The sequence below is a fragment of the Oceanospirillum sediminis genome, assembly GCF_014164585.1.
Classification (GTDB): Bacteria; Pseudomonadota; Gammaproteobacteria; order Pseudomonadales; family Halomonadaceae; genus Oceanospirillum; species Oceanospirillum sediminis.
In genome coordinates this window covers 107,932-126,277 of the sequence record NZ_JACJFM010000002.1, presented here as the reverse complement: position 1 = coordinate 126,277, position 18,346 = coordinate 107,932, and the positions used below count along the sequence as shown (strand labels likewise).

Genomic DNA, 18,346 nt, shown 5'->3' with positions numbered 1-18,346 from the left:
AATAGAAATTATTCTCATATGAGATTTCGAATTATACATATTTTTGCTAAGGATTATCCTGTCAGGAGCGAATTGTGCAGAACCCATTTGTTATCGTGGCCCATGTCCCAACTGATTCTGTTATCAAAGGTTTTATTCCGGAACTGAAACGACGGAACCAGCCATTACTGCTGGTAACCGATCAGCCTGAACGCCATCAGTGCTATCTGGAATCCGGATTGATTAAAGCTGAAGAGATTGTGGCTGCAGATGTGTTTAACCCGATTGCGATACTGAATGTGCTGACTCAGTATCAGATTAATCCGGCTGCAGTATTGACTAACAGTGATCATCTGCAGACTGCGGCAGCTATGGTGGCTGCTTTTTACGGGTTGCCTGCAAAAGACTGGCAGGCCTGCTATCGGGCTAAAAATAAACTGGTGATGCGTCAGACCATTCAGGATGCAGGACTGGATAATGTCTGGTTTCGCCCTGTTTACCAGCGTGAGGAGCTTCAGGCCAGCGATATTCCTTTTCCGTGTATTGTTAAGCCGGTAGAGGGTGTTGCCAGTGAAAATGTTGCTTTGGTAAGTAATGTCCAGGAGCTTCAGCAACATGCTGATCGCTTCTGGCAAAAAGTGCCGGGACAGCCTCTTTTACTGGAAGAATATCTGGAAGGCTCATTACATACACTGGAAACACTCGGAGATGGTCAGCAGATACAGGTGATGGGCAGCTTCGAAACATTTTTGTCAGAACCTCCCTGTTTCATCGAGCTGGAACAACGTTTCAGTCGTGAGCCAGCCCGCGGTGTCTCAGAGGTTTTACTGGCGCAGCTGAAGGCTCTGGGTGTCGGATTTGGAACCTGCCATACCGAATTTGTCATGACAGATAAAGGGCCTCGGCTGATTGAAGTGAATTACAGGAATATCGGTGATCAGTCTGATTTTCTGATGGCCCAGGCACTGGGATTTAATCTGTTTGGTGCTGTGATTGACCTGTATATGGGACATGCAGCAGCTGAACTGCCTTCAGGCAGCCAGAGTGCTTATATTTATTGCCAGGTGGCAGAACAAAGCGGAATCATTCATCAGGTTCCTGTGGCTCAGCAGCTGGAAAAAGAAGGCTGTCAGATTAGCTTTGAGCCTTTATGTAAGGCAGGAGATTTCCATCAGCAGGATTTTTCTAATCGTGATTATCTGAGTATTTTACGAGCCACAGGGCCTTCCGAGCAGATATTAATGCCTGTGGTACAGCACTTTATTCAGGAACTGAAGATTCAATTCACGACGGATCTGTCAGATACAGCTCTGAATGCAGAGGAGGCCGTAGCATGAATGCGATTAACCCGGCTACTCTGAATCTTCTTCAGTCTGCGGATACTGAGATATCTGCTGCGCTACAGCAACTGCGTATACAACAGGCGAAAGATGAAGCGTCGCACAGTACTCAGCGTACTCTGTTGAACTGTTATATCCGTGAAGTTGCCCGGCCCCGCCAGCAGATTACTGAGCAACCGGACTCTACGCTTCTGCCAACGTTACCATTTGGCTGGTGCCAGCGTTTTAAATTGGCACAGTGGTTACAGATCGGGCTGCCTGAAAGTCAGAAACAACTTATCCTTGCGGTCACCAGAAAAACACTGATGGGAAATTATCGTTACTTTTTCCCGGTTCTGATGCGTTCTGTCAGTGGTAGTGGCGCGGCCTGGAAAACCCTGAAGGCAGAAGAACTGGCCAGTGTGCTTATTGCGGAAATCTGTCTGGCAGAGGAGGTTGCATTTAATCAGGAGTTTCTGCAGCAGATTCTGCACAGTATGCACACGAAACAGGGCATTATGCTGAGTGAACAGCTTTATCAGGCTGGTATGCAGTCGGAACAGCTTTTACAGGAGTCTGTATCAGGCAGGCAGCAGGATCTTTATCTGTATTCGGAACAATCTCTGGCTTATGGACATGCTTTTCATCCGACGCCAAAGTGCCGTCAGTGGGATGCGGGAGAAGGTGAAGCCCGTTATGCACCTGAGTACCGACAGAGTTTCCAGATGCACTGGTTCGAAGTGAAAGATGAGTTACTAAGAGTTGAAACCATCGCCCCTTTACAGCCTGATCAGCTGATGTCTGATATTGCTCCGGATACTCTGCAGGCAGAAGAGGGCTTTACTCTGGTTCCGGTTCATCCGGTGCAGGCCCGCTATCTGTTACAACTGCCGGTTATTCAGCAGGCACTGGCTCTGGAGCAGATCCGGGATGCTGGTATTTCCGGAGAATCTTATTACCCGACTGCATCGGTACGGACTCTGTATAACCCGGATAAACCCTGGTTTCTGAAAGGGTCGCTGAATATTCGTATTACCAACTGTGTACGTAAAAACGCTATTTATGAACTGGAAAGTGCACTGGCACTGCATAAGCGCTTACAGGGGATAGAGCCTGACCTGAAAGCTTACCATCAAGGGTTTCGTCTGTTAGGTGAACCCGGATTTCTGACTGTAACACTCCCCGGACTGGATGCTTCTGAAGATAAAGCCGTACAGGAAGGATTTGGCATGGTCGTGCGCCAGAATATTAATACTGTGCTGGCTGACGGAGAAGACGCTGTTCTGGCTGGTGCTCTGTTTCAGCAGGGGGCACCGCTGGCTGGTGTGATTGATATACCGGATAAACTGGCCTGGCTGGAAGCTTATGCACATGCGCTGATTCATCCTATGCTGGCAGCTTATTTCAATCATGGATTGATATTTGAACCTCATCTGCAGAATACCGTGATCTGTCTGAAAGATAATATGCCTACTGGGGTGATTGTCCGTGACTTTGAGGGCGTCAAACTGGTTGATCAGCGCTGGCCGGAGCAGGAGCTGACAGACCTGACTGCCAGAGCCTGTCAGTCCGTGCACTATAGCGCTGATCAGGGCTGGAACCGGGTGCGTTATTGCCTGTTTATTAATAATCTGATGGAAGCTGTGAGCTGGCTGGCTAATGATCAGGCTGAACTGGAGCAGGCTCTATGGCAGACCGTAGAGACGGTGATTTCAGCATTTCTGCATAAAGCAAAAGTATCTGCTCCTGACCCGGCTGATCTTGAGTACCGATTAACGGCTTTACTGGCAGGAGAGCCGCTGCCCGGTAAGACAAACCTGTTGGTTCGCATCAGTAAAAGTCCGGATCGGGCAGCAGGATATGCACCGGTAGTAAGCCCCTTTGCGTCGGGGCAATCGATTATGTCATCTCATTCAGCGACATCACTGTCCCTGAACTGCCAGGAGGTGATCTGATGCAGTTACCTGATCATATTGTTAATAAGGCGCTTGAGCTACAACAGGGACAATCACAGCCTCTGGTCAGTTACATTTATGATCTGCCTGAGCTCCGTTTACACCTGGAAATGATGAAAGCGGATCTGCCGGATCAGGTTGAATTATTTTATGCTGTGAAAGCAAATCCCGATCCAGTGATTCTGCAGCAGGTGGCAGAGATTGTTGATGGTCTTGAAATTGCGTCAGGTGGGGAGCTGGAGCTGATACAGCCCTTTTTGCAGGGTAAGCCCTTTATTTTTGGTGGCCCGGCAAAGCTGAGTGAGGATCTTTATCAGGCAATAGCTCTCGGAGCCGATTTGTTGCATATCGAGAGTGCCAGTGAACTGATACGCCTTAATTCACTGGCGCAACGTCAACAACTAAAAGTGCCTGTACTGCTTCGGTTGAACCCTGTACTGCCAGAAGAGATGCAAACGACGCTTACTATGGCTGGCAGAGCGACCGCTTTTGGTATTGATGAGCAACATCTTGCTGATGTCATCAATCTGGCTAAGCGGTGTGACTGGATTGATCTGCAGGGTTTTCATATTCATGCCTTATCCCATCAACTGGAAGCAGAGCGTCATTTAAGGCTGTTGGATTTTCTGATTGGCAGAGCTTGCCAGTTAGCTGAACAGCATGGTTTTGAATTGAAAAAGCTGAACCTTGGAGGAGGCATTGGCGTTAACTATCGCCAGCCAGAACAGCAGTATCAATGGCCTGTATTTGCTGATGGGTTAAGGAACTTACTTGATCACTCTGAACGCCGTCATCTGCAGATCCGCTTTGAGATGGGACGTTATCTGACGGCTTTCTGTGGTTACTATGTGATGGAAGTACTGGATCTGAAGCATAATCATGGTGCTGATTTTGCTGTTTGCCGGGGAGGTACACATCAGTTTCGCTTACCTGCTGCACAAAGCCATAGCCATCCTTTTATCTGCATTGAAACAGGACGCTACCCTGAATTGCAGCATTTTGCACTGGAGGCTGCCAGCATTACGGTTGCCGGACAGTTGTGTACTCCGAAAGATATTCTGGCCAGAGATCATTTTGTTCAGCGTGTATCGATCGGAGATCTGCTGGTTTTTCCTCTTGCAGGTGCTTATGCCTGGAATATTTCCCACCAGAACTTTCTGTGTCATCCGGCTCCGGTATTTCATTATTTACGCCCGGATGATGTATCTGTATCAGCAGATGCATCGGGTGTTGAGAGTGATAAACAGTGTGAAAGTTTGAAAATAAAGGAGGTTAATACGGCAGCAGAGGAGGTTAATACGGAAATAGAGGAGGTTATAGTATGACCAGTCTGATGCAAAATTATCAGGCTGATACAAGCCTCCCGGGATCTGATGCAATATCAGCACTGCCTGCGAAAGAGCTGGTCAATATGCTGACACCTGAACAGCAAAGAGTTGCCCGATCTCAGGCGGATGAAAATGGGCTGTATCGTTTGCTGAGATGTGTATTACGTGAGCGTATATTTCGCTGGCAGGTTCGGGAAAACAGGCTTTATCTGCAACCGATGGAATCAGCTTCAGAGTTATCTTCAGATCAGTTCTGGCTGGACGCTCCGGAATATGATGACATGGGCAACCTGGTATCGTTCTCCGCTTGTTTTTATCGGCATCAGCAGCAATGCAACCGGGTTACTGACCCCGTAGCAGCACTGGATTATATGTTGCAGTTGACCCGTAGTAGGGACGCGTCACAACACGGTGAATTGAGAGAAGACTTTCAGGCCTGGACGCGAATTCGTGCAGAGCTTGAAAACTCATCACAGAATGAAGCGCTGACCCTGGTATGGCGGACACATCAGGATCAGCAGATTCGTTTAATAGCTCGGCAGAGAAAGCTGACCAGCATGCTGACCTGGGCTCAATCGACAGCAGATTCCGCAGGAAACAATACAATACTCCCGGTATCAGGCTATGACGGTGGCAAAAATAGTGCCGAAGAGATTCGTCAGGAGCGATTCAACAGCGCTATTTTACTGGAGCAATGGTCGGCTACAGGCCACCCTTATCACCCGGGCAGTAAAACCAAGCTGGGGTTCAGTATTGCAGAGGTTCTGGCATATGCACCTGAGTTCAGTACTCAGGTGCCGTTAGTTCTGATCGCTGTGCACCGTTCTTTATTGCAGCTTAAAACATTGTGTCCGGGGTTGAATTATAGCGACTGGTTCGCCGGACATTATCCTCAATGGTTCAGTCAGTGGCAGCGTTGTTTCAATTATACTGAGCTGAATGAGTTCTGGCCTGTGCCGGTTCATCCCTGGCAGTTAGCCCATGAGTTGCCACAGCGGTTTGCAGAAGAAATTCATCAGCAAAAGATTCTGCTATCAGGTCCTGAATTCAGAGCAAGGCCTACCCTGTCTGTCCGGACGCTGGCGCCAGATCTGAACCCTTCTCAGCCATATATTAAATTACCGGTTGCTGCACAAATGACCAGCTCTGTTCGTAACTTATCATCGCCCTCGGTAGATAATGCTCCCGTTCTTGCATCAATCGTACAGGATATTATGACGCTGAGACCGGATATTGCTTCTGTTCTGAGGTGTCAGTGGGATGAAGTCGGTCTGCATACCTGTGTCGATCATGAACATCGGGATGATGACCGTTATTTATCCGTTATTTTCCGGAGAAATCCTTGTGTTTTACTGGATGAGAGTGAGCATGCTGTGGTTGTTGCAGGCTTGTTTACACCCAGTGCTTTATCAGCAGATCCTTTATTAATTGAGCTGATGCTGGCTGCTGATGTTAAAGACAGGGAGACAGGAATTCAGTGGTTCCGTCATTACACGGATACCTTGCTACAGGCCGTACTGGATCTTTATCTGGATTATGGGCTGGCTCTGGAAGCTCATCAGCAGAATATGATGGCTGTTTTTACCAGACAAGGGCAGTTAACCGGGTTTATTAATCGGGATGTCGGGGGAATCTGTGTGTATCAGACTGCATTGCAGAATGCTGGCTGGTTTGTCGATTTTACTCCGGCAGCAACCCTGGTGGATAGCCGGTCTGATGCCAGAGTAAATATCTCTCACGCCGTGATGCAGAGTCACATAGCAGAGATGATTCGTTTGCTGGATGGTTACTTCGATCTGACGGCTCCTTTACTCTGGCAGCAGGTGGGAGAAGCCTTGATGCATCGTCTGGATTTGTGGCGTCTGCGCTTATCCGCTCAGCATACGCAGCAGGAATCAGAGGTAATCTGGGCAGAGGAGTATCAGGCCTTTTTTGAAATGGCCTGGCCTGGTACTGCATTTATCAGTATGCGTTTGCAGGATCAGTCACAGTTTTCTGTCAGTCAGCCACTGGAAAACCCTCTGGCCCGGTATTTTTCGGCATCTGCTATGAAGGCAAGTCCGGAGAGTGGTTCATGACACCATGGCAGAGTCAGATCCGGTTACTCTGGTGGAGTCAGCTGATCAGCATCACTGCGATGGAAATGAGTGAGCCATTCTGGCCTCTGTTTTTACGTCAACTGGCAGGAGATGTTTCAGGAGTTGATGCCGGGGTGACAGGGGTTGAACTATGGAGTGCGCTGATTTACGCGGCACCTTTGCTGGTTTCTGGCCTGGTTGCTCCTTTCTGGGGACGCCTTGGAGATAAGTACGGGCATAAAAAGATGCTGCTCAGAGCATCAGCTGGGCTGGCATTGACTCAGGGGCTGCTGTTTTTCAGCAGCAGTCTCTGGGAAGTGCTGAGCCTGCGTTTATTGCAGGGCGCTCTGGCGGGGGTGATTACTGCTGTACTTTGTTATGCCAATCGCATTGCTCCCGACGATCAGAGGTCCCGCATTGTTGGTCGCTTAACGTCTGCGACTGCTGCGGGGGCTATTATGGGGCCTTTACTGGGTGGTGTCCTGATTGAATATCTGGATTTCCAGGCTCTGTTTGCGACAGCGTCTCTGGTTTGTGTTGGCATTACTCTGATACTGGCCTGTTATCTGGAAACAGATGTACCTGTTCAGTCAGAGTATCCGGAGGTTGCTCGGGAACGGCCTGAGTCGGTTTATGGGCAGGTTTTACTGCTGTTTCTGCTGGCTATATTTCTGTTGCAAACAGCGAAAGCACTGCCCAGCTCCTGGTTTGCTTTGTATGCGGAGCAGCAACTGGCAGCCACGCCACTGATTACAGGGATAATTTTCAGTGCTGCCGGTGTGGGGATGATGCTGAGTGCACCTGTCTGGGGAGGGTGGTTTGATCAGGTTGAACTGTCACGCCGTCCGATCAGGCTTGCACTGATTGCGTCTCTGGCAGGAGGCTGTTATCTGATGCATCTGCAGGAGAGCTGGCTGGGGTTGTTGGCAGTACGCTTTATCTGGGGTATCTGTCTGGGCGCGATGCTGCCTATGGTTCAGGCAACTATGATTCATCTGACGGCTGAACATTCTCAGGGGTTAATCATTGGTAAAGCTCAGAGAGCAATTAAAATAGGCAATCTGGCCGGAGTCGGAGCTGGGGCTTTATTACTCAGCTGGTGGGATTTTCAGCAAGGATTTATTCTGGCTGCTCTGATATATCTGCTGGTCTCTGGCGTTCTGGTGTTTGCTGGCAGTCATCTGGCTATCAGGGAAAATTCTGACCAGAAAGAAAAGGCCCGGCTGGCAGAAAGCTGAACAGGCTTGATGATTAAGTCATAAAATATGCTCTGGTCTGAGCTGGATGCAGCTCAGACCAGTTATTACTCAGGCGTGAGAGATGGACTTTCTGCTGAACAGGAATATTGCAATAAAGACAGCAAGGGCAGACAGATTGATAATCAGCATGTTATGGGGCCATAACAGCCCTACTGCTGCAAGAGCACAGCCCAGCCTCAACACAATATTCAGAGGACCTTCCAGATAACCTTCCATAAAGCCTGTGAAGGCATACAGACCGAAGACCGCAAAGACAAAAATCGTCAGTACTTCTGCAGTATCTCCTCCAATAAAGCTGGTGTAAGCAAACAGCAAAGGCACAATATAAAGGCCTTTGGCTACCTTCCATGCGGTAAAGCCCGTTGCCATTGGAGGCGTTTTAGCAATCGCAGCCGCTGCAAACGCGGTCAGGCAAACAGGTGGTGTGACATTTGAATCCTGTGATAGCCAGAAAATAATCATGTGGGCTGATACCAGAATCATGCTTAACGACTCTGCTGGAATGGCCTGGTCCATCAGCTGGCCCATAAAGTCCGAAGGCACCAGAGCCAGCATACTGATAGCCTGAGCTTCACTCATCGGTGCTTCCAGCAGACTCAGTTTATCAGGCGCTGCCAGCATAAAGATCATACGGGCGGCTTCCGGTAGCTGACCTGAAACCATCAGGTCGATCAGGCGACTCTCAGCCATCAGGTTATAAAGCGCTGGAGCGGACAGGGTGGCCAGTACAATATAAGCTGCTGTGACTGGTAATCCCATGCCCAGAATTAATGAAGCCAGAGCAACCAGTGCCAGAGTCATCAGCAGACTGCCACCGGCCCATTCCGTCACCATCAGCGAGAAAGTATTACCAATGCCTGTCATGGCAACCACATTGACGACCAGACCAACAGAGATCAGTAACATAGCCGTGGTGGCCATGTTTTTTGACCCCTGTGACAGGGCATCAAAAATATCTCTGATGCCCATCGGGTGTTTGGATAACCAGGATGAAACGATAACAGATATGATAGACAAACCGGCAGCATAGGTCGGTGTAAAGCCATAGATAAGCAAAGTAACCAGCGCGACCAGAGGCAAAAGGAAGTGCCAGCCTTCTTTAAACACTTCACCGATAGGGCGGGTGTCCAGCTCAACTGCTTTAGCATGGCTGCGCATCGCTTCAACGCGAACAAAAAAGCCGACAGATAAAAAATAAAGTAAAGCAGGCAGAGCGGCTACCGCAATAATGTCCAGATAAGAGATCTGGGTGTAAGACGCCATAATAAATGCCCCGGCACCCATAACAGGAGGCATCAGCTGTCCACCTGTTGAAGCGGCGGCTTCCACGCCAGCAGAGAATCGGGCCGGGAATCCGGCTTTTCGCATCAGAGGTATGGTGATCACCCCGGTCGATACCGTGTTAGCAACAGATGAGCCGGATACTGAACCCATCAGGCCTGAACCCAGTACGGCAACAAAGCCCGGTCCACCAACAAAGCGACCTGCGGCGCATCGGGATAACTCAATAATAAAGTCTCCAGCACCGGATTTAACCAGAAAAGCTCCGAATAGAATAAACATAAAGACATAGGTCCAGGAGATACGGGCGATCTGTCCGAACATGCCTTCAGATGAGAAGTAGGAGCGATATAGCAGGGTTTCAAGGCTCAGGCCAGCGAAACCAAATATACCGTCAATATACGGCCCCCACCAGAATACATAAGTGAGCGCGGTCAGAATAAGGCAGGGAATAAACCAGCCAGTAGTACGACGAGCCATCTCCAGTGCGATGAAAATCGCACAGATGGAGAACACCCAGTCCCATTGGGCAAATTTAACTCCCCGGTCATAAAGTTCATCTTCAAAACCAATGAGATAAAGAGCACAGACAATAGCAGCCAGTCCCAGCAGGATATCCAGTACTAAGGCCAGCTTTTGCCTGGCTGCTGATCCCTGTCTGATCATAGGAACCATAAGGGCACATAGCATGGCAAAGCCGCCAAAGTGGATGGCAGAAACATATAGTTCAGACCAGGTGCCCAGGGTGTTGAAATAAATGTGCAGCAGAGCAAATACAACACCGGCCCAGTAAATAAAGCGGCCTGTTGGTGAATGCTCCGGTCGTTGAGTCAGCTCCAGACTTTTCAGCTTCTGGCTGACATCCTGATCTGATGTGGCGTTTTCTGTGGTCATGGTTCTTATTTCGCTCAGGATAACATTCATGTTCATACGAACATCAATATTCGGGTTGCAGTGGCAGCAGTCTCAGGGATGTTTCAGGAATATAGGCATTAGACTATAGCTGACCGTTGTGCTTCACCAGCGATTGAAACGTTCCGGTATTAAGCCTGTACCGGGGTAAACAGAAATTGATTCTGCACAACGGTCAATGACCGGATACTGTCAGAGTATCCGGCCTTTACTATCAGTTCGTGGTCAGGTGTGCCGGGATATTAATGCCCTGCTCTTTATAGAAACGAGCTGCGCCCGGGTGCAGAGGGACTGGCAGACCGGCAATTGCTTTTTCGAGAGCCATAGCTTTAGTCGCTTTATGGATGCCATTCAGAAACGGCAGATTCTCATAAATCGTTTTCGTCAGCATATAGACGTCGTTTTCAGAGATATCATTGCGCACTGCCAGGAAGTTTGGCTGCGCCATGGTGTTGATATCTTTAGTTTGTCCCGGATAGGTATTGGCCGGAATGGTGTAGCGTGTCCACAGGTTATAGTTACCGTTAGCCTGCTTAATTTGCTCATCGGTGAAGTTGAGCACAGTAATATCACTACCCAGAGCCGCATGAGCACGGGTAATTGCTGAGGTAGGAACACCAGAAGGAATATTCATTCCCTCAATGGTACCATTCTGCAGAGCATCAGCGGATGCACCATAACCCATGTAAGCCAGATTGAAACTGTCAGGATCAACATTCAGGTTACCCAGAATAGTACGACCGGAACCTTCTGTGCCTGAGTTCTTTTTACCGATTGAGAACTTCTTGTCAGAGAAAGCTTTGATGTCATCAATCGTTCCGGTTTTAGCATATTCGCTTTTTACTACGAACTGCTCAACGTTCTGCCACAGCATAGTCACGGAGCGCAGGTGTTGCTGAGGGCCTGCCGCTTCCAGCTTACCTTCACCATTCCATGCCCAGGCACCATAGAGACCCTGAAGAATGGCGAACTGAGCTTCGTTTTCACCCAACAGCTTCACATTTTCACCAGAACCTGCGGAGTTAATTGCAGACATAGATATTTTATGTTGAGGCTCCAGCTTAACTTTGGTCAGGGTTGCCAGGGCTACACCAACAGGATAATAAGTTCCCCCGGTAGAAGCCGTTGCCAGAATATAAGAGCGTTTAGCATCGGCAGCCTGAGCCAGGCCTGCGGCTCCCAGAGTGCTCATTGCCAGAGTCAGGCCAAGGCCTTTAATAAAAGTACGTTTTGTTATTGTCATCCTCGTACCCTTTTGTTCAGAGGTGGTTATAAAAGACACTCTTAACACTTAGCAGAAGTTGTGCCATTTTTTTATTTTTTTATAACTTATTGATATTAATAGTTTTATTTTTATTTTTGATGCTGATGTGCAATTTTGTGAGCAAAAAATAGCTTATTTTCCGGGTTGAGAGAGTGAGCAAAAAAATGCCACCGAGCCATAGGCTCTGCCAGGTAATGTTATTTTCAGGCTGATTCCGTCCAGAAAGTATCAGGTAATACGATATAGTCCGGGTTTCGTAAGAGGTGATTGTTGATAGGCAAAAAATTGCCAGAGATTCTGAGAGTTGCTCCAGGAAAGAAGAAGGAAGGTTATCAGGACGGAGATGCCATCTTTCGTGCTTGCCGGTATCTGGGCATGATAGGGCTGTCTGGATGGTAGGCCTCATAGAGTTGCTGCAATCTCCCCGTTGTTTGAGTATATGGTATGCGTTGGGCAGGGCATGCACTACCCCTGGTGTGGTGCTCTTACTGGCGACCAGCCAGAGGTCTTTGCCTGCTAATCAGAGATGAAATGACCTCTTTATTTATCTGAGTTTGTGACTTTGTAATACACGTGTTGCCATCGCTCGGAGTGGTGCAGGTTTCAATGGTTTGTGTAACAGGGTATAGCCTTCCCGTTTAATCTCTTCTGCGACGATTTCTGTCCGGTCTGCAGTAATGACGATACCTGGTAGAGGGGTGTCCTGCATTTCATTTAATGCGGCCAGAGCCATAACACCGGTCACATCGTTATCCAGATGATAATCCGCCAGCACAATATCCGGGTGGCCACTATTTCGAATGGCAGATTTAGCACCTCCGATGGTGGTTGCTTTACTGACCCGACAACCCCAGTTTTTCAGCATGGCTTCCATGCCTTCCAGAATAAGTGGCTCATTATCGATACAGAGCACATGCAGACCGGACAAAGGATTGTTCCGCTTTCGTGTGGGTGAAGATGTCTGAGTTGTATCTCCAGGGGGCGTTTCAGGCTTCAGGTTTTCAGCCTGACCCAATGGCACCTCAACGCTGAATACTGTGCCTTCGCCGGGCCAGGATCGTACGCGTATCTGATGCTTAAGTACCCTGCTCATACGGTCAGCAATGGAAAGCCCAAGGCCCAGGCCTTTTTCCCCTTCCTTATTATGACGCTCGGGATGATCCAGACGTTTAAATTCCTGAAAAATTTCACTGAGTTTCTCCTCAGGGATACCCGGACCTGTATCCCATACTTCAATACGAATGCTACCTTTCAGGCGACGGCATCCCAGCAGAATTTTGCCATGCTGGGTGTAGCGGGCGGCATTCGACAGGAAGTTTTGTACAATACGTCGCAGCATCTGCGGGTCACTGTGAACGATGGCAGCAGAATGAACCACATCCAGCTGTAGTCCTCTGTCATTGGCCAGTACACCAAATTCAGCTTTCAACGGATCCAGAATTTCTGAGATTCTGAAGGTATTCAGATTAGGTAATAATGCACCAGCATCCAGTTTGGATATATCAAGTAAGGTGCCGAGCAGTTCTTCTGCTGCTTTGAGTGATCCATCAATGTTGCGTGTCATCCGGTATTGTTCCGGGTTTTCTTCTTTTACCTGATGGGCCAGTGCTGAGGTAAATAATCGTGCCGCATTCAAAGGTTGTAATAAGTCATGAGAGGCTGCAGCCAGGAATCGGGTTTTAGAGGCGTTAGCCTGCTCTGCTATCTGTTTTGCTTGTAACAGATCCTGGTTGACATCAGAGAGCTTCTGGGTACGTTCTTTGACTCGTTCTTCCAGTGTTTCATTGGTTTCCTGCAAAGCAATTTCTGCCTGGCGTCGTTCCGTAATATCCTGATACAGAGCAAAGAAGCCAAGAATGTCTCCAATATCACTTTTATGAGGAGTGTAAGTGACCAGAGCATAATGAATCTGGCTGTTCTCCATTGAGTGTTCCAGCTCAAATACTGCCCGCTCACCTTTCAGGACTTTCTCAATATAAGGGCGTCTGGCTTCGTACTGACTGACTGGCAGGACTTTATACATGGGTTGACCAATAATGGCGTTCCTGTCGACGCTCATCACTTCTTCATAAGCTTTATTAGTAAACAGATAACGCAAATCGGTATCAAAATAGGCGATCAGAGCCGGTACATTATCGGTATAGATGCGTATATTATTTTCAGATTTAATCAGAGCCTCTTCGGTTTGCTTTTGCTGAGTAATATCCTGATAGGTGTAAACAAAACCTCCGCCAGGCATAGGATTGCCCTGCACATCCAGTACGGTGCCACCCTTTCTGTAGCGGATATAGCGATGAGGTTCACTACGACGGATATTATCCATGAGCTGCTGGACGTGGTCTTCAGGTTCTCCCAGGCCATACTCACCATTTTGCGCATTAAAGCGGAAAATATTTTCGACAGGTTCACCGACGCGAATCAGGTTGTCAGGAAAATTGAACAGATCCAGATAATGCTGATTCCATACCACCAGACGCAAATTATGATCGACTACTGATATGCCCTGGCTAACGTTTTCAATAGTGGCCTGTAACAGAGCCCGGTTAAATTCCAGAACCTGTGACGCTTCATCGACAATTGAGATCACATCACTGATCTGAATCTCTTTACCCTGCAGTGCGGAGTTGATCACTATGCGTGCAGAGGAGGCGCCCAGTACACCGGCAAGAAGACGTTCTGTAAAGCGAATAACCTCAATGCTGGCCCGATCTTCAGTACGAAAATCTTCCTTTTCGTGCTGGGTGAAATATTCACTGAAAGCTTTATCCACAGACTCAGGACCCAGAAAACGTTCACATAACGCCATCAGATCACCCACCGAAGTGGAGCCCATCCAGGGGCGTGTGGTTTTTGCATTACGTGTATCAATGCTGTCGATAAAAGCAGAGGCCTGAATGCGATCAATAACTCTTTGTTTTGTGAGATTGGATAAAGCAATATACAGACAAAGATTAACGCTAAGGCTGAATATGACACCGTGAGTCAGAAAGTCCAGTTCTGCACCGAAAAGCGCTTCCGGGCGTAACCAGTAAATGCCCATAGGGCCATCAGCAAGTATACCTGTCTCTACCCAGCCTGCACTGACCAGAGCCGGTAATAACAGAGTATAAGCCCAGACAATAAAACCACCGCTTAACCCTGCCAGTGCGCCATAGCGATTCCCCCGTTTCCAGTACATACCGCCAATAAGCGCCGGGCCAAATTGTGCGACGGCAGCAAATGACAACAAGCCTGTAGCTGCCAGAGAGCTGAATTCTGCCAGTGCACGGTAACTGATATAGGCCAGAGCAAGAACGACTACGATGGTAATTCTGCGGATACGCAGCACCATCTGACCAAAATCGTGATGAGATGTGTTTCCACTCCAGCGAAATTTCAGCAGAAGTGGGATGACAATATCGTTAGACACCATGATGCTGATCGCAATGGTGGCCAGAATAACCATACTGGTAGCTGCTGAAAAACCGCCGACAAAAGCCAGAAGAGTCAGAAAATGATCCTGAGCGGCCATTGGCAGAGTCAGCACAAAAGTATCTGGTTCTACTGTACCATCCGGAAAGATCAATAGCCCCGCTGCCGCAATAGGAAGGACAAAAAATGAAATGGCAATCAGATAAGAGGGAAAGACCCAGCGTGCCGTCCGTGAATCATCAACATGGGTGTTTTCAACAACAGCCATATGAAACTGGCGAGGCAGACAGAGTATAGCCAGCATTGCCAGAATAGTCTGAGCCAGAAAACCGTTATTAATCGGGTCTTTACTCAGCTGCTTCTCTATTTCCAGGTAGTAACGGGCGTGAGTCAGCAGATCATTGAAGCCGTTGAACATACTGTAGGTGATATAAGCTCCGACAGCCATAAAAGCTATCAGCTTAACAATAGATTCAAAAGCAATAGCCAGTACCAGACCTTCATGGTGCTCTGTTGCATCGATATGGCGGGTGCCAAAAAAGATGGCAAATACAGCCATCATTATCGCAACATACAGTGCGGTATCACTGAACAGATCAAAATGACCTTCAGTTAGTGGAGCGGGATAGCTGGTAATCACATTGTAAGACATCGCAACCGCTTTCAGCTGCAATGCGATATATGGCAGTGTTCCTATCAGCGCAATGACTGTGACCAGTACCGCCAGACCTTGTGTTTTACCATATCTGGAGGCAATAAAGTCGGCAATAGAGGTAATATTCTGTTTCTTACTGACCCGGATAATTTTCCTGATCAGACTGGAAAACAGTACATACATTATTATCGGACCAAGAAATATACTCAGGTAGGTCCAGCTACTATGAGTGGCCTGTCCGACAGTGCCGTAAAAACTCCAGGAGGTGCAATAGACTGCTAAAGCAAGACTATAGATGTAAGGTCGCTTTCTTGTTCCACCGCTCTTATTCTTACGGGCTTTATTATCTCCCCACCAGGCAATCGTAAACAGAATTGCAATATAAGCCAGCGATATACTAACCAGAGTCCAGCCTTGAAACATGTAAAGATTTCCTGAAATAGAGGGCACAACAATATTGTTATTCACTCTTTTGGTACCTGCAAGCTTCTTCCTTCAATAAAAGCACCAATGACCATCTAGTCAAAAGGTCAAAGGCCCGGCAAAAATAAAAGTTAACAGGAAAAAGTAAGTTTGTTTTATCTTTTTGAATTTAAAGGTTTTTTTTCTTTTTTTTATAAGAGAGAAGAAATGCTGCTATGCATTTAATACTAAAGTAATGGTTTTCATAAAATATGGCTTTGTTACATTCAGACCGTGGTCGTCTATGCAGTAAATAACAACAAATAGGGTAGATCCATGAAAGAAGAACAAGCTATTGCCTACTGGCGAGAAAATGTCAGCCTGATCATCCGATATCTGGTGATCTGGTTTATTGCTTCTTATGGCTGCGGCATTCTTTTTGTCGACGCTTTAAACAGCATTGAATTTTTCGGCTTTAAGCTGGGATTCTGGTTTGCACAGCAAGGTTCAATTTATGTGTTCCTGGTTCTTCTTGTTCTGTATGCGCGTAGCATGAATGCGCTGGACGAGAAGTATGATGTACACGAGTAATTGTGCCTGAGCGTTATAACAATAATAAGTTTTTAAATAATAGAGGAAGTGCTTAATTATGAGCCTTGACGTCTTAACCTACCTTTTTGTAGGTGCATCCTTCGCACTCTACATTGGTATCGCTATCTGGGCTCGCGCCGGCTCTACTAAAGAGTTTTACGTCGCGGGTGGTGGTGTTCCGCCAGTAGCTAACGGTATGGCAACTGCTGCCGACTGGATGTCTGCTGCATCTTTCATCTCTCTGGCCGGTATTGTTTCTTTTATCGGCTTTGATGGTTCTGCCTACCTGATGGGCTGGACCGGTGGTTACGTGATGCTGGCTATGCTGCTGGCGCCTTACCTGCGTAAGTTTGGTAAGTTCACCGTACCTGATTTTATTGGTGATCGTTATTACTCAAGTACTGCACGTACTATTGCGGTAATCTGTGTAATTTTCATCTCCTTCACATACATTGCCGGTCAGATGCGTGGTACTGGTATTGTATTCTCCCGTTTCTTGCATGTAGATATTGATACTGGCGTACTGATTGGTATGGTTATCGTATTCTTCTACGCAGTAATGGGTGGTATGAAGGGTATTACCTATACTCAGGTTGCTCAGTACTGTGTTCTGATTTTTGCTTACACCGTACCTGCCATGTTCCTGGTAATGCAGATCACTGGCCACTTCCTGCCTCAGACGGGTTTGGGTGGTACAGTACTTGAATCTGTTAACCCTGTGTGGGCTGACAAACCTGTATTAGTGGTACTTGACGAGGTGGTTCGTGATCTTGGTTTCCACGAATACACCGATGGTAAGAAAACCACCATTGATATGTTCTTCCTGACAGTCGCTCTGATGGCGGGTACTGCAGGTCTGCCACACGTAATCGTGCGTTTCTTCACTGTTCCTCGTGTGAAAGATGCGCGTACTTCTGCGGGTTGGGCTCTGCTGTTCATCGCAATTCTGTACACTACTGTTCCTGCTGTAGGTGCTATTGGTCGTCTGAATCTTATCAACACTGTAAATGGCATGGATGGTCAGGGTACTCCGTATGCTGAAATGCCACAGTGGTTTAAAAACTGGGAGACTTCTGGTCTGCTGGGCTGGTATGACCACAATGGTGATGGCAAAGTTCAGTACGCTGCTGGTAATGCATTCGACGGTAGTAAGCCAGCGTTTGACGGTGAGAACCGTGGTGAGCTGGGTCAGCGTCTGATCACTAACCCGGGTAGCGGTGAGTTTGACACAGCTAAACAGCCGTTTGCTAACGAAATCTTTGTAGACCGCGACATCATGGTTCTGGCGAACCCTGAAATCGCAGAGCTGCCTGACTGGGTAATTGCTCTGGTTGCAGCCGGTGCGGTTGCTGCAGCACTGTCTACTGCAGCAGGTCTGCTGCTGGTAATCTCTACAGCGATCTCTCACGATCTGCTGAAGAAAACTCTGAAGCCTGATATCAACGAGAAACAGGAGCTGCTAGCGGCTCGTCTGGCCTCTGTAGCAGCGATCTGTGTAGCAGGTTACTTTGGTCTGAATCCTCCGGGTTATGTAGCGGCAACTGTAGCACTGGCCTTTGGTCTGGCAGCAGCGTCTTTCTTCCCGGCGATTCTGATGGGTATCTTCTCTAAGCGTATCAACAGAGAAGGCGCAATTGCAGGTATGGTCGTCGGTCTGGTATCGACTATGGCATACATCGTGTACTTCAAGTTCATGGGCGGCCCTAAGGACATGTGGTTCATGGGTATCTCTCCAGAAGGCTTTGGTACTGTAGGTATGATTCTGAACTTTGTCGTGAGCTTTGTGGTGTCTAACATGACTCCTCCGCCACCACAGGAAATTCAGGATATTGTGGAAGACATCCGTATTCCACGCGGTGCCGCAGCGGCGCAAGATCACTAAGATGCACCCTGAGTGCCGGCGGGAAGCCGG

At 48.0% G+C, this 18,346-nt stretch carries 10 protein-coding genes; 7 read left to right on the top strand and 3 right to left on the bottom strand.

What is annotated here, in order from left to right:
* Positions 1 to 74: 74 nt before the first annotated feature.
* The 5 genes from H4O21_RS02160 to H4O21_RS02140 are packed head-to-tail and all read left to right on the top strand — an operon-like array spanning position 75 to position 7,897.
* Positions 75 to 1,316 carry an ATP-grasp domain-containing protein gene (locus tag H4O21_RS02160; RefSeq protein ID WP_182807194.1) on the top strand — a complete coding sequence of 414 codons (1,242 nt, stop codon included), beginning with the start codon at positions 75 to 77 and terminating at the stop codon, positions 1,314 to 1,316.
* Positions 1,313 to 3,253, top strand: coding sequence for an IucA/IucC family protein (locus H4O21_RS02155; protein ID WP_182807193.1), 1,941 nt, complete (start codon positions 1,313 to 1,315; stop codon positions 3,251 to 3,253). The genes H4O21_RS02160 and H4O21_RS02155 overlap by 4 nt, the downstream gene beginning before the upstream one ends.
* Positions 3,253 to 4,578 carry a type III PLP-dependent enzyme gene (locus tag H4O21_RS02150; RefSeq protein ID WP_182807192.1) on the top strand — a complete coding sequence of 442 codons (1,326 nt, stop codon included), beginning with the start codon at positions 3,253 to 3,255 and terminating at the stop codon, positions 4,576 to 4,578. Before H4O21_RS02155 ends, H4O21_RS02150 begins: the two co-directional genes overlap by 1 nt.
* Positions 4,575 to 6,659, top strand: coding sequence for an IucA/IucC family protein (locus H4O21_RS02145; protein WP_182807191.1), 2,085 nt, complete (start codon positions 4,575 to 4,577; stop codon positions 6,657 to 6,659). The genes H4O21_RS02150 and H4O21_RS02145 overlap by 4 nt, the downstream gene beginning before the upstream one ends.
* Positions 6,656 to 7,897: an MFS transporter gene (locus H4O21_RS02140; RefSeq protein ID WP_182807190.1), complete on the top strand. Its 1,242-nt coding sequence runs from the start codon at positions 6,656 to 6,658 to the stop codon at positions 7,895 to 7,897. Before H4O21_RS02145 ends, H4O21_RS02140 begins: the two co-directional genes overlap by 4 nt.
* Positions 7,898 to 7,966: 69 nt before the next feature.
* Here the strand turns inward: H4O21_RS02140 and H4O21_RS02135 are convergent, their stop codons facing one another.
* From H4O21_RS02135 to H4O21_RS02125, 3 genes are all read right to left on the bottom strand, one after another.
* Entirely contained in the window at positions 7,967 to 10,093 is a 2,127-nt protein-coding gene (locus tag H4O21_RS02135) for a TRAP transporter permease (RefSeq protein ID WP_182807342.1), read from the bottom strand.
* A 232-nt stretch (positions 10,094 to 10,325) separates the two neighbouring features.
* A complete protein-coding gene (locus tag H4O21_RS02130; protein WP_182807189.1) occupies positions 10,326 to 11,354 on the bottom strand; it encodes a TAXI family TRAP transporter solute-binding subunit in 1,029 nt (342 codons plus the stop codon).
* A gap of 565 nt (positions 11,355 to 11,919) precedes the next feature.
* Positions 11,920 to 15,864 (bottom strand): hybrid sensor histidine kinase/response regulator, encoded by a 3,945-nt coding sequence (locus tag H4O21_RS02125; RefSeq protein ID WP_182807188.1) that lies wholly within the window; start codon positions 15,862 to 15,864, stop codon positions 11,920 to 11,922.
* Positions 15,865 to 16,179: 315 nt separating this feature from the next.
* Between H4O21_RS02125 and H4O21_RS02120 the strand changes: the two genes are divergently transcribed.
* Together H4O21_RS02120 and H4O21_RS02115 are read left to right on the top strand one after the other, a co-directional pair.
* On the top strand, positions 16,180 to 16,434 hold the full coding sequence (locus H4O21_RS02120) for a DUF4212 domain-containing protein (RefSeq protein WP_182807187.1): 255 nt from the start codon (positions 16,180 to 16,182) through the stop codon (positions 16,432 to 16,434).
* Between the two features lie 58 nt (positions 16,435 to 16,492).
* Entirely contained in the window at positions 16,493 to 18,316 is a 1,824-nt protein-coding gene (locus tag H4O21_RS02115) for a sodium:solute symporter family protein (protein WP_182807186.1), read from the top strand.
* Positions 18,317 to 18,346 lie beyond the last annotated feature (30 nt).

What these genes read in the sequence shown, in the direction of transcription:
- H4O21_RS02155 (WP_182807193.1), top strand. Translation starts at nt 1,313, where the DNA reads ATGAATGCGATTAACCCGGCTACTCTGAATCTTCTTCAGTCTGCGGAT.
- H4O21_RS02150 (WP_182807192.1), top strand. Translation starts at nt 3,253, where the DNA reads ATGCAGTTACCTGATCATATTGTTAATAAGGCGCTTGAGCTACAACAG.
- H4O21_RS02145 (WP_182807191.1), top strand. Translation starts at nt 4,575, where the DNA reads ATGACCAGTCTGATGCAAAATTATCAGGCTGATACAAGCCTCCCGGGA.
- H4O21_RS02140 (WP_182807190.1), top strand. Translation starts at nt 6,656, where the DNA reads ATGACACCATGGCAGAGTCAGATCCGGTTACTCTGGTGGAGTCAGCTG.
- H4O21_RS02135 (WP_182807342.1), bottom strand. Translation starts at nt 10,093, where the DNA reads ATGACCACAGAAAACGCCACATCAGATCAGGATGTCAGCCAGAAGCTG.
- H4O21_RS02130 (WP_182807189.1), bottom strand. Translation starts at nt 11,354, where the DNA reads ATGACAATAACAAAACGTACTTTTATTAAAGGCCTTGGCCTGACTCTG.
- H4O21_RS02125 (WP_182807188.1), bottom strand. Translation starts at nt 15,864, where the DNA reads ATGTTTCAAGGCTGGACTCTGGTTAGTATATCGCTGGCTTATATTGCA.
- H4O21_RS02120 (WP_182807187.1), top strand. Translation starts at nt 16,180, where the DNA reads ATGAAAGAAGAACAAGCTATTGCCTACTGGCGAGAAAATGTCAGCCTG.
- H4O21_RS02115 (WP_182807186.1), top strand. Translation starts at nt 16,493, where the DNA reads ATGAGCCTTGACGTCTTAACCTACCTTTTTGTAGGTGCATCCTTCGCA.